We start from the raw sequence: 21,979 nt of genomic DNA on the forward strand, positions 1-21,979 counted from the left end.
CGGATATTTAACACGACTTAATTAATAGGACATTTAATATGAATCGTCGAAATTTTTTAACGCGTCTGGGCGTTTTAGTCAGTACAGCTATCGTCGGGCGAGCTCTGGCTAATTCAGGTCATAATATGCCCGCAAATACCGGACATAATATGGGACACATGGGTGGTATGAACTCCATGCAAGGACATATGGGACAAAATAAGCTATTACCTGTTTCAGCCCTGCCAACAGGCACTCCACTGCCTACGCTCCCATTACTCAAAAATACCAGCCAGCAAGCTAACACTTTTGAGGCAACACTCCATGCCAGACCCATAAAGGTCACTCTGACACCAGAAATTACTACAGAATTTTGGGCTTACAATGACTCTATTCCGGGGCCATCAATTGAAGTTTTTGAAGGTGATACGATTAAAATTACTGTCAAAAATGATTTACCACAGCCTACTACCGTTCACTGGCATGGCTTACCAGTACCCGCTGATCAGGATGGTAATCCGCAGGATGAAATCCCGGTTGGTGGTTCACGCGTCTATACATTTACGCTACCGGAAGGCTGTGCCGGGACTTACTGGTATCACCCGCATGGGCATGAAACAGTAGCAGAACAAGCCTTTAGAGGGCTGGCTGGTACACTGATTGTCAGAGCTAAAAATGATCCTCTGGTACATCTGCCAGAACAACAGTGGCTGTTCTCCGATCTCAAATTAAATAGTGACGGCCAAATTGCTGATAACAGTATGATGGATTGGATGAATGGTCGTGAAGGCCAATTCACGCTGTTAAATGGCTCTCATCAGCCAAAAATCACCTTAACAGAAGCCACCCGAGTTCGGTTATGGAATGCCTGTTCCGGTCGTTATCTAAACCTTAACTTCCCGGGTTGTGACGTACAACTGGTAGGTACCGATGGAGGCCTAATGGAAAAGCCTTATGCACTTGAAATTTTACTGCTAAGCCCGGGTGAGCGTGCAGAAGTAATTGTCACACCAATTCAAACTGCAACAGCAATGCTGCAATCTTTTGCCTATGATCGCGGTAAAATGGGACCAAAAGTGATTGAAATCCCTCGCTTTCTGGCTGAAATGGGACTGACAGAATCAAAAGCACCAACACTTCCGTCAATACTGCGCCCTCTGCCACAGCTTGGCACTGCTACAGCATCTAAATACCTTGAGTATACTGAAGAGATGAAAATGGGAAGCGGTATGAAGTTCTATATCAATGGAAAGTCCCACGATATGGCTCGTATCGATCTAGTCAGTAACGCAGGTGAAGTTGAAGAATGGACAATCTTTAATAACTCCCATATGGATCATAACTTCCATATTCATGGTACTCAGTTCACTGTCGTTAATTATGAACTTGATGGCGATAAACGTTTACCAGACTATATTGGGCATAAAGATACCGTTAATCTTAGACCGTATGAAACTGTACGTATTAAAATTCGTCAGGATCTAAAAGGGCTTCGTATGTATCACTGTCATATTCTGGAACATGAAACGCTTGGTATGATGGGACAACTCAACGTTATCTAATCATTCAGCTAAAGTCGAATCCAAAGCGCACTGAGGTGCGCTTTTTTGCCAGTTTAAGATAATCGCTTTAATTCATAATCTTTACCAATTCAAAGGATTAGAAAATCTCTATTGATTACTTATAGTTATAAGAATATATTCTTACCTGTAACGTAATTTAAAGTTAATATTTGAGAAGTTATCATGTCTTTAATTGATCTGTTTCATAAACTGCGCCGATTCGTACATCCTTACAGGTTACTGGTGGTTGCTACCCTATTTCTGACTCTAGTCGGTGCTTTTACTGCACAGGTTAACGCATGGATACTGCGCTATGCAGTAGATAGTATCAGTGCGATTATCAATCATGGTCAGGGACTCAAAGCAGGTTATACCGTACTGATTACGATTACCTGTATTTTGCTCGGTAAAGAGGTGCTCAATACCTTTGTACAATTTGGGCAAAAGTACTTTGGGGAACGCCTGCGTATTCTGGTGGCTCAGGACTTAGCACAAGCCATGATCGAAAAGATCTTAACTTATCGGGTAACCTTTTATACTGATAACGATAACGAAGCCGGACGACTACAGACCCGAATTGACCGCGGTATCGCAAGTCTCACACGCCTCGTACAGATATTTTTTATTGAAATTTTACCACTGTTTGCCAACTCCATCATTGCGCTGATTATGATGTTCTACGCTAACTTCTATGTTGGCTTAATCGGACTTTGTATTATCCCGATCTATTTTTATGTCACTCACAGACAGGCACTTAAGCTTGGCAGCTGGCGACGTAAACAACGTGATTATCGTGAGACTAAAAGCCAGGGCATCATTAGTATCATTGAATCAATCATGGTGATTAAATCCTTTAACCGTGAGCAACTTGAATCCACTAAGCAACTAACTCTGCAAAAAGAGTTAACTGATAATCAGATGAAAACCCGTCACATCAGTTTTGTTTTTGATGGCATCAAATCATTTATTGAGCAGTTTGGAGTAGTACTCATCATTATTCTAACCGCTTTTTTAGTGCTTAATGGTCAGATGACGATCGGGGCTATTATGTTCCATATTTTACTGTTCAGTAACGTATCGGCACCGATTCGTCAGCTACATCGCATCTATGATGAAATGAATGATGGTCTGATTTATGCCGAAAGTTATTTTCAGATACTGGAAGCAGATAACGAAGCTGAACCATCCGGTCAGTATATTAATAAAAACCTCAAAGGTTTATTCGAACTCAAACAGGTTAATTTTACTTATCCAAATGGTAAGCAGGCCCTGCATGATATTAATATGCGTATCGAACCTAATAAAATTACAGCGTTAGTGGGGCTTTCTGGAGCCGGTAAAAGTACGTTGATTAATCTGTTAGATAAGTTCTATACCCCCGATTCCGGACAGATCTATTTAGATGGTGTTGATCTGGCTGAATATGATACTCATTTCCTGCGTGAGAATATTGGCTTAGTGTTACAACGCAACCATATCTTTAACGGTACAATTGAAGAAAATATCCGCTATGGTAATCCAAATGCCGATTTTGACACTGTGGTCGATGCTGCTAAAAAAGCCTTCATTCACGATCAAATTATGCTGCTACCCGAACAGTATCAATCTAAGGCACTGGAACTGTCTGGTGGTCAGCAGCAACGCATCGCCATCGCCAGAATGTTTATTAAAAATCCACCAATCATCTTTTTAGATGAACCCACAGCCAGTCTGGATGCTATTGCAACAGAACAGATTAAAAATAGTCTGGACGCGATTAAAAAAGATCGTACAGTGATTATTATTTCTCACAGTATTTCCCAAATCATCGATTCTGATTATATCTACGTGATGAAAGACGGCAGACTCATGGAAGGCGGTACGCATGAAGAGCTCTATGAACAAAACGGTACTTATAGTGAAATCTTTAACGCTATGGCCAGAAGTTTAAATATTGATAAAATTACTGATAAAATTGGGAAAATTCAAAATAAATAGCGTGGGAAAAAACTACAGATATTCTGATGAAAGATCCTAAGGCAAAGGTGCTCTGTCCATCCTGCAACAAAAACAATTTAGGCATAATAGATATACCAGCCGAAAAGAAAGAAGAGTTTGAACGACATATGATATGTGACCTATGTGAGATAGATAACAGATTCAGAATCACATTACCTAAATAGTGATAATCTCCACCATGGCGGTATAAAAAAACCTGTTCTCAAACAGGTTTTCTGATAAACAATTTACATTCGCTTCTTAATACCAGCTCTAGAACGCATATTTCAAGCCAAGCAATACACGAGAATCTTTATAATCATGCGAACCAATATTGTGTGAAAGATTCAACCAGGCAGAGAAGTTATCATTAAACTGGCCGTTAATCCCGGCTTTTAGCTGGAACTGATGACGGCTACCGTTTTGTTCAACTGTAATATCATCCATATTGAATGAGAAGTTAGTCGAGCGCATGATGTAGTTTGTCTCAACGAACGGCTTATAAGCGATATCGTTATATAATCCTTCCATCATAAAACGCATACCTAAGCGCCCTTCAACCGTATTATCGTGATCATAGCTAATCACGGTACCGTTTTCTTCTATGTGACCTTCCGGACGGGCATGCATCCAGATAACCTGAGCATTTGGCTGAATATAATATTTAAAGTCGCTATCACTTTGATCTAACTTAAATACATAACCACTTTCCAGAGACATATTCAGACCACGGATTTTGTATGTTTCCGTCATCAGACCTTCACCAGATACTTTATTATCAGTCCAGGCATAGTTGAACCAGCTATCAATATACAGGCCAGTTTTCTCTTCATCATTGGCAAACCAGTAACCATAAATACCTAAAGAGTAACCATCAGATGTACCAGTTGAGCGATAACCAGTGAGCTTGGAATCAGTATGACTACGTGTATAACCATAACCAGCCATTAAACCTAAATGTAGGGTATATTTTTTAGCTAAGGTAAAATGCGCCGCTTCAACACCCATTTGAGTGACTAAATAGTTACTGCGATTTTTTAATTGTTCAGAACCACTCAGGTAACTATTACGACCGGCACGTTGATTTAACCAAAATGTAGTAGTACGCACGTCTCCGGTAGCAATATCAACGTATTGACGTTCACCTGCACGATCGTTAAATGTTAAATTAAACATCGTATTGCTGGCGACTAAGTTAGTTAAATAACTACCTACTTCCGGACGGAAATTAGGATTTTGCAGATCACCACTAGTCAGATACCAGTTATTGCTGCTTGTCGCTACACCATCACCACGGGTAATGTCGTACTCATAAGCACCAGCAATAATACGACCAGACTTAGTAAATTCGCCATCTGACTGACCTTGTACTTCAATAATCTCAATACCATTTTGAGTCTGTGCGCCGGTACCACCAATATTATTAATCTTAACAGCAGTCGTTCCTGATGTATCACCAGTGATAACTAATTTATCAGAATCCGACGTATCATCACCAAGCACGGTATTTAAAGTAATTTTTGCACCATCACCATGATAATCGGTAGTCACTGTCAGTGTTTTAAAGATCCCGTCATCATGATTATAAATTAAAGAGGAATTATTCAGGCTAAGTTCTGTCACTGATGAATCACCCATCATCTCCCAGACAGAGTTGCCAGATAAATCAAAGTTAATAGTACCACCATTATTTGTCGCTGCGCCTTTTAAATAAGATGCACTATTAGCGGCAATATCAATAATGCCTGAGCTGCTAGCCAAAAAGTTACCATAAGCAACAAGACGAGCATTCTGTAACGTAATCGAGCTATTATTATCAGCAGTCATTGCTGTAATCGCGTTATTTTCTCTGTCATGCCCTAAAAAAGTATCACCATTCAGCGTGATAGAGGAATTGTTTGACGCTTGTACGTAGTAAGTATTACTAGAAAACTGATCGTCAGAGCTAACAAAGTCAATATAGGTTTTACCATTTGTAACCAATGAGCTGTTTAAAGCAGAGACAAGACCTGCCACATTGTTAACATTTTTATCCATTTGAATGGTAATATCAGTATTGTTTAGCTCAATACTGCCCTTATTATAGGCTTCAATTCCGACGGCTTCTGTGGCATTATCTTTGGCATGAATTGTCAGAAGAAAGTCACCCTCTGATTTGAATTTTCCGCCTTTATTGATACCAACCCCATAAAATGCTGTAACCGCGTCTTCACCGATAATATTAAGCTCAGTTGAACCTAATAAATTAATTTCACCACTATACGCAATAATAGCTTGTGCATATGTCACATTTTTAGCAGTTAAATTAATTAAGCTATCTTCAACAGTCAATGTGACTTTGTCAGAAGGTACGACAGCAGCTGAGGCAGCATTATCTCGAACATAATATGCCATTGCGATATACATATCTTCGACATTGAGTTCATTTTCTGTGAGACCTGTCAATGTGACATGATTAGATGTGACGTTCCCGGATGAAACCGCCGCCACAGTGGAAACATATCCACTACCACGCATGACGCCGTTATTTGAAGATTCTAAGGAAACATAGAGGTTATCCGCCTGGACAGAAGTGATCAGATTATTAAAACCACTTCTTAGACCATAAAGATAATTAGTGCCCATTTCAGTTGCATAGATTTTAGATCCACTACCTAAATCAAGTTGTCCCTGACGAACATGTACTACAGAATCATTGATTTTGGCCTGACCTTCATTAGCGACAGTAATTGAACCATTATCCTGAATAGAGTGAACGTCAGCACCGGCAACAACGATAGAATCGAGTGTATCATTATTGTCATGAACTACGACGGCAGCATGCGAAGGAATACTATAAAGAATAGCAAAAATCGCTATCGCCAGCGGACTTCTCTTTTTTTGATATTTCAATTTTCATCCAACCCGTTGTTTTTATTATTTAATAGTTTTTATTATTGATTTTGGCCGTAATTATAACATTACTTATACAAAAGTAAAAAAATGGATAGGTATTATTCTTGTTTTGAAAAGAAATTGAAAAGGTGTTTATTTGCTGAACGCTGGGAGTGTCTTAATTAAAGGAGAATGATAAAAACCCCCAATTAAACCCCCAAATGATGCATCTATTAAGCTGAAAGATGTCTTACTAACTTGGTTAATGGCTTGAGAGCTGTTAGCAAAAGGGATTACTCGTATCATCCTGATACTCGCCCTTTGGGCCGTTGCGCTGCAACGTTCAAAACTGTTCCCGACAGTTTTGTCAAACCTCCTTCGGAGGTTCTCATCCTCGGTAAACTTCAGGCGTAAAAAAACCTGCATAAATGCAGGTTTCTCAAAATTGGTCGCGAGAGAGGATTCGAATTATTCAATTAACTTATTGTTTTATTTAAATATAAAATAATTAATTTTAGCTAAAACCCCCAATAAAACCCCCATTTACTTATTTAATTGAATATTGTGATATAAATCACTCTAAGCGATTAAATAACAGGCAAATTATAGAAGTTCTTTTACATTAACGCTTAAACCCTTAGCAATAATATTAATCACTTCTAAAGTTGGGTTTCTTATGCCACGCTCAATACCACTAATATAGGTACGATCAAGCCCACACTTATCTGCGAACGCTTCTTGTGACATTCCCTGCTGTAATCGGAGTTGCCTAACTCTCTGTCCAAAAAGGACTTTTACTTTATCTGACTTTTCCATCAGATAAATATCACACTATGTTGATTATTAGACCACGGACTATAAGTCACATTTTATAAAATTCATGCTATTATGTTACTTATAGTCAACATAGTAAGTTTGACTAGTTAGAGGATCTAGCAATTCATTAAGGAGTCATCAATATGGAAAAAGTAGACTGGCATTCATCAGATATTATTGCAGCATTTAAAAAACTGGATACAAGCCTTGCAGAGGTATCTCGTGCACAAGGTTATGCACCATCAACCTTAGCAAATGCACTTGTTAGACCATGGCCGAGGGGCGAAAAAATTATTGGGGCTGCTTTAGGGATACCACCAGAAGAGATATGGCCGTCCAGATATGCCAGACGGTTAAAGCTAAAACTGAAAAAGCACGTCAAGTTTGACGTTTAAGCCATTAGCAATAGTATTAATCACTTCGAGCGTAGGGTTTCTGACTCCACGCTCAATACCGCTAATATAGGTACGATCAAGTCCGCATTTATCTGCAAATGCTTCTTGTGACATACCAGCCTGTAAGCGAAGTTGTTTAACTCGCTGCCCGAAAAGGGACTTTATTTGATCTGCTCTTTTCATGAGATCAGTATCAATTAATGATGCTTATCAGACCACGGACTATGAGTCACAAATAACTAATTGTTTTTAATCGCTCTCCTTAATTTTAAGCAGATTTATATGCTTAGAATTAAGGAGACAAATCCCTTAAATTAATTTTTAAATTTCATTTTGAATTAATTCTCCTCACCCATTCATCACTTTGTTATCTTAATCATGCACAGAAAAATCACATGACCTGAAAGTGATGCAATAGCGGTCAATCCCTCTAGCTGTAAGTGTCTCTTGAAAGAACAGCATCACTAATGTGATTGGAGACCTCTTATACATAAACTCAATCAACAGGCGAATTCTGTCTGCTGATTCACATAACCACATTGCTTTTAGCAAATATGTACCCCGTGGTGGCTTCGCTACGTCTGGTGAATGCCGTTAAGACATAACCGGCGTGTGCGTTGCCACTGAACACGACACCAAGGCGTCACTTTTAAAAGCGGTTAGCGCGAAAAGTGACGCCGCATTCACACACCGTACAAACGCCCTTGTATTCACACTTGCGGCTAAGTATGCGATTTCTGACACACGCCATTTTGCGTTATTTCAACCATCAATCAATAAGGAGTAAAGCGAATCTGATATCGAGGCAGACATAAATGTCTGGAGGATGACTTGCGAAAGCAAGCGGCTGCACAGAGTGCACAACCGATACCTCACAACACCTCAACCATTGCCGCTCTGGCGTATCGGTATCATTCGTTGTATATGGCTGTTTAGCCATGTGTTATTTGCCGTACGCCAGAGAATCAATGTTTTAAGTGAGTAGATAATTAAAGGAGAGTTATGGGAAGTTTAAAAGACGAAATGACAAAACTGGCTTATCGGGCTGGTGGGAGCTTTAAAACAGTGAATGGCCGAATCACTATTGCTAAAAGATTGAGTGAGAATTTGTATAGACTAAATATACAAATACACCATGTTAAGCATTTGAAAGCCAAGCATGTTGTTAACTATATACAAGACCGTTTAACCCAAGGAATAGGTAAACGAACGCTGCAAAATGAAATGGCGGCTATTCGTTCTATTCTGGTTCAGGCTGAACGGCATAAATTAGCAGAGTCGCCTATTCTGACTAATCAGGCTTTAGGGCTATCCCAAGCCAACAGAGACGGCACACATAAGGCTATTTCTGATAGACATTATGAACAAGTATTAATTCAGGCTGTGCAGATTAATAAAGGTTTTGCCTGCGCGCTGGAACTCGCTTATCAGATGGGTTTGCGTTCTCAGGAAGCTGTTCAATGCTCACTGTCTTTAACAACATGGTTAACTATGTTAGAAAAAGAACAAACCCGATTACCTGTGACGTTTGGCACAAAAGGCAGTAGACCACGAGAGACTCTGGTTCTCAATGCTGAGTTACTTAAACAGACTATCCAAAAAGCGCTAAGGGTAATGGAAGAACAAAAAGGTAAGTTGATTGATAAACCTGATTTAAAATCGGCTATGGCTTACTGGCGACGAACAGCCATAAAGGTAAATTTAAAAGGGGAATACTCCCCACATAGCTTACGCTATGCGTGGGCACAAAGGGCTTTACAGCATTACCAAGAAAAAGGCTTTAGTCATAAAGAATCATTGGCTTTAGTTTCTATGGATTTGGGGCATGGTGATGGGCGTGGGAGATATGTGGAGAGGGTTTATAATTTAATAAAATAAAATTTTATATATCAGATAATTAAAGAAATTAAGATCATTTTCCTTAAATATATACGATTAAATAAATTTCATGTAACTTATAACACCATAAGCTCAAATGTATACCGATTATCGTAATCAACACTGTATATAATGCAAGCTTTTATTTTAGGCTTTGATAATTTCATTAACTATCTGTTTATTAAAATTTCAAAACAAGGGAATAAGATGAGAAAAATTATTGTGACAGATTTAACAAGATTCTCCACCGATGAAAAGGTATGTATTGCAGCTATTGATATAAGCACAGGAGAATGTTTTCGTCCTATGCCATATATTAAAAGTGCTAAATGTAAAGCATTAAAAATACACCCAGGAGCAATCTTCGTTGGTGTTCTTGACTTTAAAAAACCTAAAGAAGCCCCTCATGTTGAAGATGCCAGTTATTCAAAATTAGGTTTTAGCCGAGCATGCAGTAGTGAGGAATTTAGAATGGTTCTAGAGAATTCTTTAACTAATTCAATCTCTAAAGGATTTGGTTTTACTTTTGAAAAAGGCCAAAAGCATATTCCTAGCAATCAAAAGGTTCATTGCTCAATAATTACAATTAAAATAAACCCAAAACAACTAAGTATTTTTGAAGATCAGTTTAAAGCAGGTAAAATCAAAGCCACCTTGATAGATAATGATGGGCAAGTATTTAGCTATCTACCCATAACTGATAGAGGTTTTCACGATTATGCTAAAAAGCACCAAGACAATGGAAAACTAAATGAAATTACAGAGTTTATTTCTAATCAGGAGATTATTTACTTAAGGATTGGACTAAGCCGTGCTTATCAATCACCTAATGGTAAGAGTGGGTATTGGTTACAGATTAATGGTATTTATACATATCCTAATTTTCATGAGGAAATAAGAGCATATGACTAAAGAAATAGTAGCTAATATTTATACTATAGGATTTACAAAAAAAAGTGCTCAAACATTTTTTAATTTTATAAAATTATCAAATGTGGCTACTGTATTAGATGTACGACTAAATAATATTTCTCAACTAGCAGGATTTGCTAAAAAAGATGATCTTCAGTTTTTCCTGAAAGAACTCTGCAATACAAATTACATGCATTTACCTGAATTAGCCCCAACAAAAGAAATATTAAATCCTTATCAAAAAGGTGATATTTCTTGGCTTGCTTATGAAGATAAATTTCTAAATTTGATGGCTCAACGTAATGTGGAAAAATCAATATCTTCTAAGATATTAGAGAATAGCTGTTTATTATGTAGTGAACATGAACCACATTTCTGTCATAGGCGGTTAGTTGTTGATTATTTAAATGAACATTCAAACCTTAAATTGAACGTTAGGCATTTATATTAATGAATAAAATTTTATTGCTTTACCCAAAATCATTTAAATGTTACTCAAAATTTTTTCGTAAAGTGGAAAAGATTATAAGTAAGTTAGACCTTGTGACTATATTATTTTTAGAGGATTCTAATAATTTTATTTCCAGATTATCAAAAGAAAGTATGCATATTAAGGAAATAAAAAAATTATCAAATTGGTCAATAAATAATATCACACATGCAATTATTTTTGATGATGGTGAAGAGTTTCCAGAAGAGGTAAAACAGATAGAATCTTTAAATATTCCTCTTCGTTATATTAAAATCGCCATCACTCGGGTTGTAAATATAAAAAATGAAATTGAGTACACCTCAGAAAAAAGTACCTCTACATATGAATATATAGGCAGAGGATCTTATTGGGGAAATCCTTATTCAATCTATGAAGTAGAAGATCTAGATAAAGGAGAAACCCCTAGAGAAAATGTAATCAGAAAATTCAAATATGATTTCGAACATGATTGCTTATTGAATCGAGATAAAAATAAAGTATATGAACTTGCTGGAAAACGTCTAGGTTGCTTTTGTAAACCTGAAGCTTGCCATGGTGATGTTATCGCTGATTTTTTAAACTCTTGGGATGATGAAAAGTAATTTTAAATTAATAGGATAAAATAAGCACAGTCTTGATTTTAGCTCCAGCTTGCCTTAGAGAGCACTTTTCAATATTAATTACATTTATAATGTTATAACTATTTGATAACGACCACTCATTTTTTGTGACTTACCCCAAATTATTAATGCATTATCACTTGTATTATATTCATAGGCTTGATAATCCCTTGATAAATCAAGATGAAAATTATCTGGGATCAATTCTCCACTTTCCATGAGCTGTATATTGCCACCATGGTAGCCATTTCGGATAAACTTGACTGTTGTTTTTTCAAAAGCATTTCTAATTTTACTTTTGTAGTTAATAAATCCTTCAAATTCACAGTTTCCATATGAATCTGTTCGTAGATTATTTTGGCTTATAAATTCAGTCATTGCTAATATTGATTTCATTCATCTTTCCTCGTTGTAAGGGCATCTTATCCCAACTTAACTATCTAGTTTTTCAAGCTCACTAATATCTGTATATAACCCTGAATGAGAGTTATCAATAATAGAGCTTAAGGCATTTCGAAGAAGTTCATACTTAGGAGATTCTTCAAAGTGGTCTGAATTTAAGTGTTTCATTAAATTATACGGTTTATCCTTAGATATTGACTCGTTAAAATAGAATCCCTCAAAATCTGGATAATGTACAACGGTTTGAACTCTTCCCTCCGTTTGATCTGCTGCCTCTCTGATATTTATATTGATTGTTCTCATTGGGTTTTTACGTCCGCTTTTATCATACTCCGAGTCAAGATCATGGATAGCTATTGCTGTCGCTTTAAATTGATTAAATATCTTTATAAAAGATGGAATATTAGCCTTTCCTCTACAGTTAATTACACAATGAGAATCGTTTAAAGATAGTTTATCGATAAGATATTGATATGCTAAATATTCAGTATCACCTTCAACTAAAATAGATTTCTGATAAAAGAAAAATTCATTTACTGTAGGGCAGCATCTATTCAGCATTTTTAAATTATCCTTTTCATCATCTGTGAAATTGGCTTTATCTGTTTGAAAGTAATAGATTTTATCAGGGCTATTAGACACTTTAATGAGAGTGGTGTGATTTTGTGCTAAATCGATAAATATTGGAGAGTGTGTAGTACAAATAATTTGCCAGCCGTCAACTTCAGCTAGTGCGTAAATTGCTTTTCGTGCAGCTTTTATAACTGCTGGATGCAAGTTTATTTCAGGTTCATCAATTAATAATATTTTCGGTTTATCACTACTTATCAATTTCTTACTTTGAATAAATAAATTTTCACTACATAAAGCATTTATTGCTGACCACAAAAATGCTCTCTGAACACCAGATCCTTGACTGGATAGGGACGTTGAACACCCATTACTTTGTATATTGAATTTACTTCCGTCTTTAATTATATCTTCTGTTTTTAACTTCCCAACACCGCAATCAAATGAAACAGAAATACCAGAAAAAACTTTATTTAACTCACTTTGAATTTTTTCATTAACTTGAGAAATATTACCAGATAGCTCTACTTTGACTTCTTGAGCCAGATCTTCAATTTTTTCAATAATATTTGCTAATTTAGAATTATCATTTTTGAGTTTCTCTGACACTTTTTTAGACACTAGATCTTTTACAATCTTTTCTAGGGAGTCGTAATCGTCATTGGGGTTGATTCTTATTGGAGTTGGTAACCGACTTTGTAATAATGTATCCCAACCTCCAGCCCCTCCTTTTTTCCAATCATTAGTATCTTTACTGAAACTATATTTTTGTCCTTTTTCATTAGGTGCTTCCCAACGGACTTGAAACTTAGCACAAGTTCCAAAATTAGGATCATTAGCTAAAACCCACTCTTGACCAATTGTTTTTTGATCTTCTTCTGTAATATCAACAAAAACACCAGTAATCAAGATAGTATTACTACTATCTTGATTATGAAAATATTCTATACTTAATGCCGACCCCATTGATACATACGCTTCGTATGCGTCCAGAATTGTAGACTTACAGCAATTATTTGGTCCAATCAAAACAACAATGTTATCCATCAAAATTGTTACTTCGTCGGAGATTCCTTTAAAATTAGAAATTAATAATGCAGCAAGTTTCATTTGGTATCCCTATGAATAAATGTATTATCTAAACAGTATAATAACATGAAGTTTTTATACTGTTATAATTTATTCAAACTCATAAGGCGCAACAAACCCAACTTTGTTTGCGTCTAAATAATCAGCCCACCATTGCATCATGCGTTTACGCTCATCAATAAACTGTGCCTTGTGAATATAAGCAGCTCTGACGCTGTTACGCTCTTGATGGCTCATTTGTCTTTCTATCGCATCTGTTGACCACTGCCCTGACTCATTCAGTGCACCACAAGCAATAGTCCTTAAACCATGCCCGCAAATCTCAGTTTGAGTGTCATAACCCAATCTACGCAATGCCTGATTAATCGTATTTTCACTCAATGGTCTGTGCGGTCTGCCCAAACAAGGAAAGATCAATTCATTCTCACCTGTCATTTCCTGTACTTCCCTAAACAAGCTCACCGCCTGAGTTGATAAAGGTACTAAATACTCACTCATCTTTGCGCCACGGTAAGAATATCGAACACCTTCAAGTGGCTCTCTGTTATCTGGAATAATCCACATAGCACGCTCGAGATCGATCTCATTCCAACGGGCAAGGCGTAATTCACTTGAACGAACAAACAGGTAAATATTGAGTTTTAGCGCTAATAAGGTGAGTTGTCTGGCTCTGCCTTGACTATATAGATCGATACGCTCAAAAAGCTCAGGCAAACGCTCTAATGGTAAGGCTGGATAATGCTTTTTCTTTGGTGACTGAACAGCCCCTTGCAGATCGAGCGCTGGGTTATATTCAATAATTCCATTTTGCAGAGCATAACGCATAATAGAAGTTAGACAGTATTTCAGGCGAATAACCGTATCAAGATAACCCTTTCTTTCAACCGCTTTCAAAGCCAGAAGAAGATCCTGAGTTTTTAAGCTCACCACTAGGCGATTTTTTAATACAGGAAAAAGGTAGGTTTCAATTGCCCGAACAATGGAATGTGAATAACTTTCAGACCAACCCGATAATTTACCCTGATAAATCCACCATGATCGCGCAGTTTCTTCAAAGCGTTTACCCACTTGTCGAGCTACTTTTTCTTTTTGTTTTTCAGCTCCGGGATCAATAGATTGGCTGAGTAAGGTTTTAGCCTCTTCACATAGTTTACGTGCGGCAGATAAGGAAACTGTTGGATAAGCACCATAAGCAAGGCGTTTTTCTTTTCCATCAAAACGGTACTTCTGATACCAGAGTTTCGAACCAGAGGGGTTGATTATAATGTGCAGTCCAAAACCGTCACTGAGTTTATAGGGCTTGCTTCGAGGCTTGGCATTACGGATAGCAACGTCTGTTAGCGCCATTGGGGGTCTCCTGAAAATTGGGCTGTAAAGACCCCCAATTAAACCCCCACATAGTGTGGCTGTCAAAGGTAGTTCATGGACTTTATAGGACGAAGAAGATTTGTAACTTGTTGATTTTTTTTAATCTAAGGACTTCGCTGGAAGTCCTCGGAAGAGAATTGGTCGGCGAGAGAGGATTCGAACCTCCGACCCACTGGTCCCAAACCAGTTGCGCTACCAAGCTGCGCTACTCGCCGTTAGGATGCGAATAATACTGCTCCGGATGGCAAGTGTCAAGGGGGATAGAGAAATTATCTGCTCATCGGTGCCGGATTTTTGCCAATACGCTTATAAAACTCAACCACAAACTCGTCATAACGCTGCTCTGCCACCGCCTGACGAATCTCTGCCATCAAACGCTGATAATAACGCAGATTGTGAATCGTGTTTAAACGTGCGCCTAAAATCTCACCACAACGATCTAAATGATGCAGGTAAGATTTGGTGTAATGCTTACAGGTATAGCAATCACATTCAGGATCGAGCGGTGTCGTGTCATCTTTATATTGGGCATTACGGATTTTTACCACGCCATTTGTGACAAACAAGTGACCATTACGGGCATTACGGGTTGGCATTACACAGTCAAACATATCAATACCACGACGCACACCTTCAACTAAGTCTTCCGGTTTACCCACCCCCATTAAATAGCGCGGCTTATCTTGTGGTAATTGCGGACAAGTGTGTTCAAGAATCCGGTGCATATCTGCTTTTGGTTCACCCACAGCCAGACCGCCAATCGCATATCCGTCAAAACCAATCTCAGTTAAGCCTTTAACAGAGATATCACGCAGCTCTTCATGCACGCCGCCTTGTACAATACCAAATAGGGCATTTTTGTTTTCCAACTCATCAAAACGCTGACGACTACGCTTAGCCCAGCGCAATGACATCTCCATCGATTGCTTCACATAATCCCACTCAGCAGGATAAGGTGCACATTCATCAAAAATCATGACGATATCTGAACCTAAATCGTATTGAATTTCCATCGATTTTTCTGGTGACAAAAAGACTAAATCACCATTGATTGGATTGCGGAATTTGACACCTTCTTCAGTGATCTTACGTAAATCACCTAAACTAAATACCTGAAAACCGCCGGAGTCAGTTAAAATCGGACCATGCCACTGCATAAAATCATGCAGATCGCCATGCTTACGCATAATATCCTGACCCGGGCGCAGCCAAAGGTGAAAAGTGTTACCCAGCAGGATTTGTGCACCTGTTGCCGCCACTTCTTCCGGCGTCATACCTTTTACCGTGCCATAAGTACCCACAGGCATAAATGCAGGGGTTTCAACGACACATTCGGTCCCACGACGATCAAATTTCATGCGTCCGCGACGAGCCAGACCATCGCTATTATCCAGTTCAAACTTCATATTTACCTCGCTACCAAATAAACAGTTTGGCGCTATAATTTCTTCAATAAAATCAAAGGGTTATATCACAACGTTTTTAATGTATCCCTATGATTTTATTCAATAATAATCTGATATCTTGAATATAATCTAAGATAAGCTTTTAATTATGATAGTATAACTATCAAGGGCGCTAGTCTAACGTGACAAGTTACAGACAGCAAGCCAAAATCTTTATTTATCTGCGGGCAATTTATGTTAATAAAATTCTCTCAACGCGTTTTATTATTGATAGTTATACTGCTTACAGGTTGCCAAAACCAACCAACGGTTAGCAGCTATCCGCCTGAGAATTTCGCCTCCCTGACAGAGCAGGATATCATTGAGATCAGCCGACAATTTTGTGCTGATCAAGATAGCACTGCATTTCTATTAGCCAAAGACAGTAACTATCAAAAGCGTCTAAATCACCTTGCTGACACACTTGGTTATCAGCTTCACGGGCAGACACTAAATTATCGGGTTTATCTGGATTCTAATATTAATGCATGGTCAACTGCCAGCGGCTGCATACGTGTTACGACCGGCATGCTCAAAGCCTTTACTGATAGTGAAATTCAGGCAGTGATTGCACATGAGTTTGGTCATATTGAGCTGCAACATAAACTTCGTTCTTTTCAACATGCCCAAAGAGTTGAGATGGGTAAAGACATCAACTCAATTGCTATCTATGTAGAAGAAGAATTTGCCCATAAGCTGGAGATTGAAGCCGATAATTATGCCCTCGCTTATCTGCAAAAGCATAATCTTGATGCCAGTGGTATGTTGACGATGTTTGATAAAATGCCACAAGATAATAATCAGGTATTAAGTACTCACCCGACATCGGCCGAACGCCTGAATAACATTAAAAATAAACTCAAATTAAACCAATAAGTTATTTTTTAGTAATAAACATCGCATCGCCATAACTAAAGAAGCGATATTTTTCCTGTACCGCAACCTGATAAGCATGCATGGTATGTTCATAGCCGGCAAAGGCCGAAACCAGCATAATGAGTGTTGATTCTGGTAAATGGAAATTGGTAATGAGAACATCAATAACGTTAAAGTGATATCCGGGATAGATAAAGATGCGAGTATCCGCAAAAAATGGTGCGATAGTGCCACTTTGCTGTGCGGCACTCTCTAGTGCGCGTACTGATGTAGTACCAACAGCCACCACCCGATTCCCCCGCGCTTTACAAGCCAGTACCGCATCCACGACTTCTTGTGGCACTTCAGCATATTCTGCGTGCATCACGTGCTGATAAATGTCATCCACCCGCACTGGCTGGAATGTTCCGGCTCCAACATGAAGCGTAACAAACGCCATCTCAACACCTTTATCTTTTAAGGCTTCCAGTAAAGGTTCGTCAAAATGTAAACCCGCGGTTGGCGCAGCAACAGCTCCCGGTTTTTGGTTATAAACAGTCTGATACAGCTCTTTATCCGTCTCTTCATCGGGGCGATCGATATAAGGCGGTAGCGGAATATGACCAATCTTATCTAAAATAGTCAGCACATCACCCGGAAATTGCACTTCAAATAACGTATCATGACGAGCCAGCATCATGGCAGAAACAGATTCATCTTCCCCCAAAATAAGTTCTGTACCCGGTTTTGGTGATTTAGAAGCCTTAATATGTGCCAGTACTCGGTTATTATCCAGCAGACGCTCAACTAAAATCTCAACCTTACCACCTGACGCTTTACGGCCAAACAGACGCGCTGGAATGACTCGCGTATTATTAAACACCAGCAGATCACCGGGGTTTAGCTTATTTAAAACATCAGTAAAAATACCGTGTTCAAGCGCACCACTTGTCCCATCAAGGGAAAGTAAGCGACACTGGCTACGCTTTGGACAAGGATAACGAGCGATCAGCTCATCAGGGAGATCAAAACGAAAATCAGATAACTGCATGGATGTTTTCACAATAAGACGAATATCAATAAGTAAAAATAAGTGGATTATGATACCATGAAAAAATTCAAAATAAGAGACTCACATTTAAACCATTCAGTGTCTTATCACTATTATTAGAAAGGAAAACATTTATGAAACAGAAAGTTCGTTCAATTATCGCTGCCTCAGTATTTGCGGTTATTGCCTCAGGATGCCAACAAATTAGCTCTGACAGCTTAGTGGGTCTTGGTACTCAAACCGCGCAAGTGATGAGCCTGACAAATCAAGAAGTAAAAACACTGAGTGATGATTCTTGTGCAGCCATGGATGCTGAGTCTAAAATTGCTCCGGCAAGTAGTCCATATACAGCTCGTCTGAATAAGATTGCCGATACTTTGGGTCATGACATCAATGGTACTGCGATCAACTATAAAGTTTACCTGACCTCTGATGTGAACGCATGGGCAATGGCAAATGGTTGCGTGCGTGTTTATAGTGGCCTGATGGATCTCATGACTGATAACGAAATTCAAGGTGTACTGGGTCATGAACTAGGTCACGTAGCTCTTGGTCACAGTAAGCGTTCAATTCAGGTTGCTTACGGCGCAGAAATCGCTCGTGGTGCAATCGCAGCAACCACTTCCGGTATTTTAGCTACACTAACTAAATCTCAAATCGGTGATTTAGCGCAGCAGGTTGTAACGTCTCAATTCTCACAACACCAAGAAACAGAAGCGGATAACTACTCATTTGATTTTCTGGTGAAAAAGGGAATTAATCCGGTAGGTATTGCCACAGCATTTGAAAAATTAGGTGGTGGTGAAGCGACCTTACTTAGTACTCACCCGTCATCTTCTGATCGTTCTAAAAATATTTATAACCGTATTGAGAAGCTAAACCAAAGCAAATAATCCAATAAACTGATACAAATAAGCCCTGATAATCCGATTAAGTTTATCAGGGCTATTTTATTTATCTGAATAATTAAAAGTTTGGTTTATATTCAAACCCTTGTGCTGCTTCGCTATCACTAAATACATTAAGCTTTTGCTTTTTAGTAAAATTATTGTTGATGATTGAATTAGGGAATACTTCAATTCCGGTATTAAAATCAGCAACATTACTATTAAAAATACGAATCGCTGCACCAATGTTATCTTGTTGCTCTGCGATCTCTTTCATTAAATTAGCATAAATCGTTGATGCTTTAAGATCAGGATAGTTCTCAGACACCGCATATAAGTTATTAATCAGACTACGCGTTTTAAGCTGTGCTTCTTTTAACTGAGCCACATCAACGGATTCACTGGATAAGCCCTTAAGCGCTGTTCTCAGTTCAGTAATACCATTCAGAACTGATGATTCGTGAATTTTGTATTGCTCAGCAATTCTTTCCAACTCAGGCAGTATTTTGTTCTTTTGTCTCTCCTGAGCAATCACATCAGCCCAGGCTCTTTGTGCTGAGTTATAACTTGCAATAATTTTATTATGAATGCTGATACCCATCACAACGATAATAACGGCGATCACTAATAAGACGATAATCATCTCCATGCTTATAAACCCTTCTCTCTGTTTGTATCAAAATTGTTATCAGAATAAGTCATTAATTGTTCAATGTGAACTAAAACTGCCTGTAATCCGGTTAATATTTTAGGTTCTTTGAGTTCTGCCAGAAACAGATCCGGCTGCTCTAAAGTAAATTGTTGTGTGTAATCCAGTAGATGGTTGTCATTAAATGACATACATAGTTGACTGGCTGCATTAAACTCAAAATGCAGCTCTTTATACTGGCTATATGCATTTGTTAGTGCTGACACAATCATCGGTTTTAAGAATTTAGCCGCGACCATCTCTGACTGGCCATTAACCACGTAACAACGATTAAATTCATTAGAGGCAGGTTTATAAACACCACCATTAAAAAGTCCCGGTTTATCTAAAGAAATACCAGATACATAAGGAAAATCTAAAAACACGCCATAACGATAATAATCATCATAGACAGTCTCCCTGGATATTTTCCCATCACTATCTCTGCTCGTTTCAACTCTTCTAACCACGTAATGATACTGATAATAGTGATATTTAAACTGGTGATCGGAACCTTGGTACAAACCGGAGTAGAGTTGCTTTATCTCGCGCTTATCATTACCGCGAATAAAGTCTTTAAAGCGTTGCTGTAAAGCCAGAGCCATCTCCACGCCATTAAATGTTTCAGGTGTAAGATGATTATCAAATAATACCTTTTTGAGGAAAATTTTTTTAGATGAATTGGGCATTGCGCGGCTACGTTTAAAAGCAAAAATACTTAACAAAATAACCGCTATCAGTATAAAAATCAGGAGTAATGGATAATCATTCCAGCCTTGCATAAGGCTTAGTATCATAAGCAGAAATAACAATCCACCAATGCCTATAAAAATAAAAGTGTTATTATATTTTAATGGTTTACCAAACGATTTTACCCGCTCAACTAATCGATACAGCTCTTCCGGGCTTTTTGCGTTATCAATACCCCGATCGAGTTGGTGGTAAAAATCTTTAATTTGCTCATTATGTTCAAGAATTGAAAGTATTCCCATTCCTACCCTGACTTTTTTGTTGTTATATAACACATATTCATGAACTGGTAATCAACATTAACACTAATCATCGTCTCTTTCACACTTAAGCACGCTTTACGAGCTTTCAGTATCCCTATCAAAATTAGAGTCAGAATACGTCATTAACTGTTCAATATAAGAAAGTATTGTATTTAATTTAGCAACTGCTTTTGATTCTTTTAATTCCTGTAAAAACTCAGTCGGTTTACTTAAATTATATATTGGAGAAATATTCAATAAGTTATCGTTAAACGAGACACATAATTGGTTTCTTTTACTAAAGTCAAAATGTATTTCCTTCAACTCCGGATAGATTTCCTCAAATATCTTCACCACCATCGGCTTTAAAAATTTTGCTGCCATAATTTGTGAATCACCGTTAACCGTATAGTAACGATTAAATTCATTCGATGCTGGTCGATAAACTCCCTGCGCCTTGGGTTTATCTAAAGAAATATCAGCAACATAAGGGAAAGTTAAATAGATCCCATAACGATAGAAATTATAATACACCGTTTTATATGAATGACCTTTCTCTACCTTTACCCATTCTCGCTTTTTTACCACGTAGTGAAACTGATAATAACGATAATCAAACTGATGATCTTTACCTTCATATCGTCCAGCACCAAGCATCTCTATCTCACGAGTATGATTACCGCGATTAAAATCTTTAAAACAGACTTGTAATTCAGAAGCTAGCTGCACTCCATCATACTTTTCAGGAATTAACTGGTTATCAAAGAGTATTTTTTTCTTGAAGATTTCTTTTGAGAGATCGGTAATTGGCTCATTACGTTTTAGTGCATATATACCAAGCACCATTATTGCACCTATCATAACTATAAACAGGTAACCACCGATATTAGAATCGTTATAAGCATAAGGATCAGAAACATTAAAAAGCATTATAATAACTGTAACAACAACGATACCTAACATGAGCAGATATATCGGCTTGTTGGTATATTTTAAAGGTTTACCAAAGGCGATAACCTTTTCAACTAACCGATATAAATCATCAGAATTTTTAGCTGACTCAAAATCTTTCTCTAATTGTTCGGATAACTGTTTAACTGCATTATTATGCTGAGAGTACACTTCCTGACAACCTTATTTCTTATTA

The 21,979-nt window shown here is 37.9% G+C and carries 20 protein-coding genes and 1 tRNA gene; 9 read left to right on the forward strand and 12 right to left on the reverse strand.

The annotated features are described in order from the left end of the window. Window positions 1-38 precede the first annotated feature (38 nt). Together IPMB12_RS00170 and IPMB12_RS00175 are read left to right on the forward strand one after the other, a co-directional pair. Entirely contained in the window at window positions 39-1,541 is a 1,503-nt protein-coding gene (locus tag IPMB12_RS00170; RefSeq protein WP_166913777.1) for a multicopper oxidase family protein, read from the forward strand. A 183-nt stretch (window positions 1,542-1,724) separates the two neighbouring features. Next, on the forward strand, window positions 1,725-3,518 hold the full coding sequence (locus IPMB12_RS00175) for an ABC transporter ATP-binding protein (RefSeq protein ID WP_166913779.1): 1,794 nt from the start codon (window positions 1,725-1,727) through the stop codon (window positions 3,516-3,518). A 273-nt stretch (window positions 3,519-3,791) separates the two neighbouring features. Here the strand turns inward: IPMB12_RS00175 and IPMB12_RS00180 are convergent, their stop codons facing one another. Beyond that, a complete protein-coding gene (locus IPMB12_RS00180) occupies window positions 3,792-6,410 on the reverse strand; it encodes an autotransporter outer membrane beta-barrel domain-containing protein (protein ID WP_166913781.1) in 2,619 nt (872 codons plus the stop codon). Window positions 6,411-6,995: 585 nt separating this feature from the next. Continuing rightward, window positions 6,996-7,208 carry a helix-turn-helix domain-containing protein gene (locus IPMB12_RS00190; RefSeq protein ID WP_166913783.1) on the reverse strand — a complete coding sequence of 71 codons (213 nt, stop codon included), beginning with the start codon at window positions 7,206-7,208 and terminating at the stop codon, window positions 6,996-6,998. 143 nt (window positions 7,209-7,351) lie between these two features. On the opposite strand from IPMB12_RS00190, the gene IPMB12_RS00195 reads away from it, so the two are divergent. Next, window positions 7,352-7,603 carry a helix-turn-helix domain-containing protein gene (locus tag IPMB12_RS00195; RefSeq protein WP_166913785.1) on the forward strand — a complete coding sequence of 84 codons (252 nt, stop codon included), beginning with the start codon at window positions 7,352-7,354 and terminating at the stop codon, window positions 7,601-7,603. Here IPMB12_RS00195 and IPMB12_RS00200 read toward each other — a convergent pair. Continuing rightward, on the reverse strand, window positions 7,568-7,786 hold the full coding sequence (locus IPMB12_RS00200; protein WP_166913787.1) for a helix-turn-helix domain-containing protein: 219 nt from the start codon (window positions 7,784-7,786) through the stop codon (window positions 7,568-7,570). The two genes, IPMB12_RS00195 and IPMB12_RS00200, sit on opposite strands and share 36 nt — an antisense overlap. Window positions 7,787-8,605: 819 nt before the next feature. Here IPMB12_RS00200 and IPMB12_RS00205 point away from each other — a divergent pair. The 4 genes from IPMB12_RS00205 to IPMB12_RS00220 all read left to right on the forward strand — a co-directional run bounded on the left by IPMB12_RS00205 (window position 8,606) and on the right by IPMB12_RS00220 (window position 11,467). Continuing rightward, the gene (locus IPMB12_RS00205; protein ID WP_166913789.1) at window positions 8,606-9,481 is read left to right on the forward strand and encodes an integrase domain-containing protein; all 876 of its coding nucleotides are present in this window, start codon (window positions 8,606-8,608) and stop codon (window positions 9,479-9,481) included. 207 nt (window positions 9,482-9,688) lie between these two features. After that, window positions 9,689-10,393, forward strand: coding sequence for a hypothetical protein (locus tag IPMB12_RS00210; RefSeq protein WP_166913791.1), 705 nt, complete (start codon window positions 9,689-9,691; stop codon window positions 10,391-10,393). Next, window positions 10,386-10,844 (forward strand): DUF488 domain-containing protein, encoded by a 459-nt coding sequence (locus tag IPMB12_RS00215; RefSeq protein WP_166913793.1) that lies wholly within the window; start codon window positions 10,386-10,388, stop codon window positions 10,842-10,844. Before IPMB12_RS00210 ends, IPMB12_RS00215 begins: the two co-directional genes overlap by 8 nt. Next, window positions 10,844-11,467, forward strand: a complete 624-nt coding sequence (locus tag IPMB12_RS00220; RefSeq protein WP_166913795.1) for a DUF4326 domain-containing protein — start codon at window positions 10,844-10,846, stop codon at window positions 11,465-11,467. Before IPMB12_RS00215 ends, IPMB12_RS00220 begins: the two co-directional genes overlap by 1 nt. A gap of 84 nt (window positions 11,468-11,551) precedes the next feature. On the opposite strand, the gene IPMB12_RS00225 is transcribed toward IPMB12_RS00220, so the two are convergent. The 5 genes from IPMB12_RS00225 to tgt all read right to left on the reverse strand — a co-directional run bounded on the left by IPMB12_RS00225 (window position 11,552) and on the right by tgt (window position 16,320). Beyond that, window positions 11,552-11,881: a hypothetical protein gene (locus IPMB12_RS00225; RefSeq protein ID WP_166913797.1), complete on the reverse strand. Its 330-nt coding sequence runs from the start codon at window positions 11,879-11,881 to the stop codon at window positions 11,552-11,554. A gap of 36 nt (window positions 11,882-11,917) precedes the next feature. Next, window positions 11,918-13,567 (reverse strand): ATP-dependent nuclease, encoded by a 1,650-nt coding sequence (locus tag IPMB12_RS00230; RefSeq protein ID WP_166913799.1) that lies wholly within the window; start codon window positions 13,565-13,567, stop codon window positions 11,918-11,920. A gap of 69 nt (window positions 13,568-13,636) precedes the next feature. Next, window positions 13,637-14,893, reverse strand: coding sequence for a tyrosine-type recombinase/integrase (locus tag IPMB12_RS00235; RefSeq protein ID WP_166913801.1), 1,257 nt, complete (start codon window positions 14,891-14,893; stop codon window positions 13,637-13,639). A gap of 159 nt (window positions 14,894-15,052) precedes the next feature. Beyond that, window positions 15,053-15,129: transfer RNA gene (locus IPMB12_RS00240), tRNA-Pro, on the reverse strand. Between the two features lie 54 nt (window positions 15,130-15,183). Further along, on the reverse strand, window positions 15,184-16,320 hold the full coding sequence (gene tgt, locus IPMB12_RS00245) for a tRNA guanosine(34) transglycosylase Tgt (RefSeq protein ID WP_166913803.1): 1,137 nt from the start codon (window positions 16,318-16,320) through the stop codon (window positions 15,184-15,186). Between the two features lie 234 nt (window positions 16,321-16,554). Here tgt and IPMB12_RS00250 point away from each other — a divergent pair, with 234 nt between their 5' ends. Next, window positions 16,555-17,235 carry a M48 family metalloprotease gene (locus IPMB12_RS00250; protein ID WP_166913805.1) on the forward strand — a complete coding sequence of 227 codons (681 nt, stop codon included), beginning with the start codon at window positions 16,555-16,557 and terminating at the stop codon, window positions 17,233-17,235. Between the two features lies 1 nt (window position 17,236). On the opposite strand, the gene queA is transcribed toward IPMB12_RS00250, so the two are convergent. Next, window positions 17,237-18,265, reverse strand: coding sequence for a tRNA preQ1(34) S-adenosylmethionine ribosyltransferase-isomerase QueA (gene queA / locus IPMB12_RS00255; RefSeq protein ID WP_166913807.1), 1,029 nt, complete (start codon window positions 18,263-18,265; stop codon window positions 17,237-17,239). Window positions 18,266-18,399: 134 nt separating this feature from the next. Between queA and IPMB12_RS00260 the strand changes: the two genes are divergently transcribed. Next, window positions 18,400-19,158: a M48 family metalloprotease gene (locus tag IPMB12_RS00260; RefSeq protein WP_166913809.1), complete on the forward strand. Its 759-nt coding sequence runs from the start codon at window positions 18,400-18,402 to the stop codon at window positions 19,156-19,158. Between the two features lie 73 nt (window positions 19,159-19,231). On the opposite strand, the gene IPMB12_RS00265 is transcribed toward IPMB12_RS00260, so the two are convergent. The 3 genes from IPMB12_RS00265 to IPMB12_RS00275 form a co-directional block, all read right to left on the reverse strand. Continuing rightward, a complete protein-coding gene (locus IPMB12_RS00265; protein WP_208293510.1) occupies window positions 19,232-19,795 on the reverse strand; it encodes a LemA family protein in 564 nt (187 codons plus the stop codon). An 8-nt stretch (window positions 19,796-19,803) separates the two neighbouring features. After that, the gene (locus tag IPMB12_RS00270; RefSeq protein WP_166913813.1) at window positions 19,804-20,832 is read right to left on the reverse strand and encodes a hypothetical protein; all 1,029 of its coding nucleotides are present in this window, start codon (window positions 20,830-20,832) and stop codon (window positions 19,804-19,806) included. A gap of 96 nt (window positions 20,833-20,928) precedes the next feature. After that, window positions 20,929-21,954: a hypothetical protein gene (locus IPMB12_RS00275; protein WP_166913815.1), complete on the reverse strand. Its 1,026-nt coding sequence runs from the start codon at window positions 21,952-21,954 to the stop codon at window positions 20,929-20,931. Window positions 21,955-21,979 lie beyond the last annotated feature (25 nt).

Origin of the sequence: Zophobihabitans entericus (genome assembly GCF_011745665.1) — a bacterium.
Lineage (GTDB): Bacteria > Pseudomonadota > Gammaproteobacteria > Enterobacterales > Orbaceae > Zophobihabitans > Zophobihabitans entericus.

What these genes read in the sequence shown, in the direction of transcription:
- IPMB12_RS00170 (WP_166913777.1), top strand. Translation starts at nt 39, where the DNA reads ATGAATCGTCGAAATTTTTTAACGCGTCTGGGCGTTTTAGTCAGTACA.
- IPMB12_RS00175 (WP_166913779.1), top strand. Translation starts at nt 1,725, where the DNA reads ATGTCTTTAATTGATCTGTTTCATAAACTGCGCCGATTCGTACATCCT.
- IPMB12_RS00190 (WP_166913783.1), bottom strand. Translation starts at nt 7,208, where the DNA reads ATGGAAAAGTCAGATAAAGTAAAAGTCCTTTTTGGACAGAGAGTTAGG.
- IPMB12_RS00195 (WP_166913785.1), top strand. Translation starts at nt 7,352, where the DNA reads ATGGAAAAAGTAGACTGGCATTCATCAGATATTATTGCAGCATTTAAA.
- IPMB12_RS00200 (WP_166913787.1), bottom strand. Translation starts at nt 7,786, where the DNA reads ATGAAAAGAGCAGATCAAATAAAGTCCCTTTTCGGGCAGCGAGTTAAA.
- IPMB12_RS00205 (WP_166913789.1), top strand. Translation starts at nt 8,606, where the DNA reads ATGGGAAGTTTAAAAGACGAAATGACAAAACTGGCTTATCGGGCTGGT.
- IPMB12_RS00210 (WP_166913791.1), top strand. Translation starts at nt 9,689, where the DNA reads ATGAGAAAAATTATTGTGACAGATTTAACAAGATTCTCCACCGATGAA.
- IPMB12_RS00215 (WP_166913793.1), top strand. Translation starts at nt 10,386, where the DNA reads ATGACTAAAGAAATAGTAGCTAATATTTATACTATAGGATTTACAAAA.
- IPMB12_RS00220 (WP_166913795.1), top strand. Translation starts at nt 10,844, where the DNA reads ATGAATAAAATTTTATTGCTTTACCCAAAATCATTTAAATGTTACTCA.
- IPMB12_RS00225 (WP_166913797.1), bottom strand. Translation starts at nt 11,881, where the DNA reads ATGAAATCAATATTAGCAATGACTGAATTTATAAGCCAAAATAATCTA.
- IPMB12_RS00230 (WP_166913799.1), bottom strand. Translation starts at nt 13,567, where the DNA reads ATGAAACTTGCTGCATTATTAATTTCTAATTTTAAAGGAATCTCCGAC.
- IPMB12_RS00235 (WP_166913801.1), bottom strand. Translation starts at nt 14,893, where the DNA reads ATGGCGCTAACAGACGTTGCTATCCGTAATGCCAAGCCTCGAAGCAAG.
- tgt (WP_166913803.1), bottom strand. Translation starts at nt 16,320, where the DNA reads ATGAAGTTTGAACTGGATAATAGCGATGGTCTGGCTCGTCGCGGACGC.
- IPMB12_RS00250 (WP_166913805.1), top strand. Translation starts at nt 16,555, where the DNA reads ATGTTAATAAAATTCTCTCAACGCGTTTTATTATTGATAGTTATACTG.
- queA (WP_166913807.1), bottom strand. Translation starts at nt 18,265, where the DNA reads ATGCAGTTATCTGATTTTCGTTTTGATCTCCCTGATGAGCTGATCGCT.
- IPMB12_RS00260 (WP_166913809.1), top strand. Translation starts at nt 18,400, where the DNA reads ATGAAACAGAAAGTTCGTTCAATTATCGCTGCCTCAGTATTTGCGGTT.
- IPMB12_RS00265 (WP_208293510.1), bottom strand. Translation starts at nt 19,795, where the DNA reads ATGATTATCGTCTTATTAGTGATCGCCGTTATTATCGTTGTGATGGGT.
- IPMB12_RS00270 (WP_166913813.1), bottom strand. Translation starts at nt 20,832, where the DNA reads ATGGGAATACTTTCAATTCTTGAACATAATGAGCAAATTAAAGATTTT.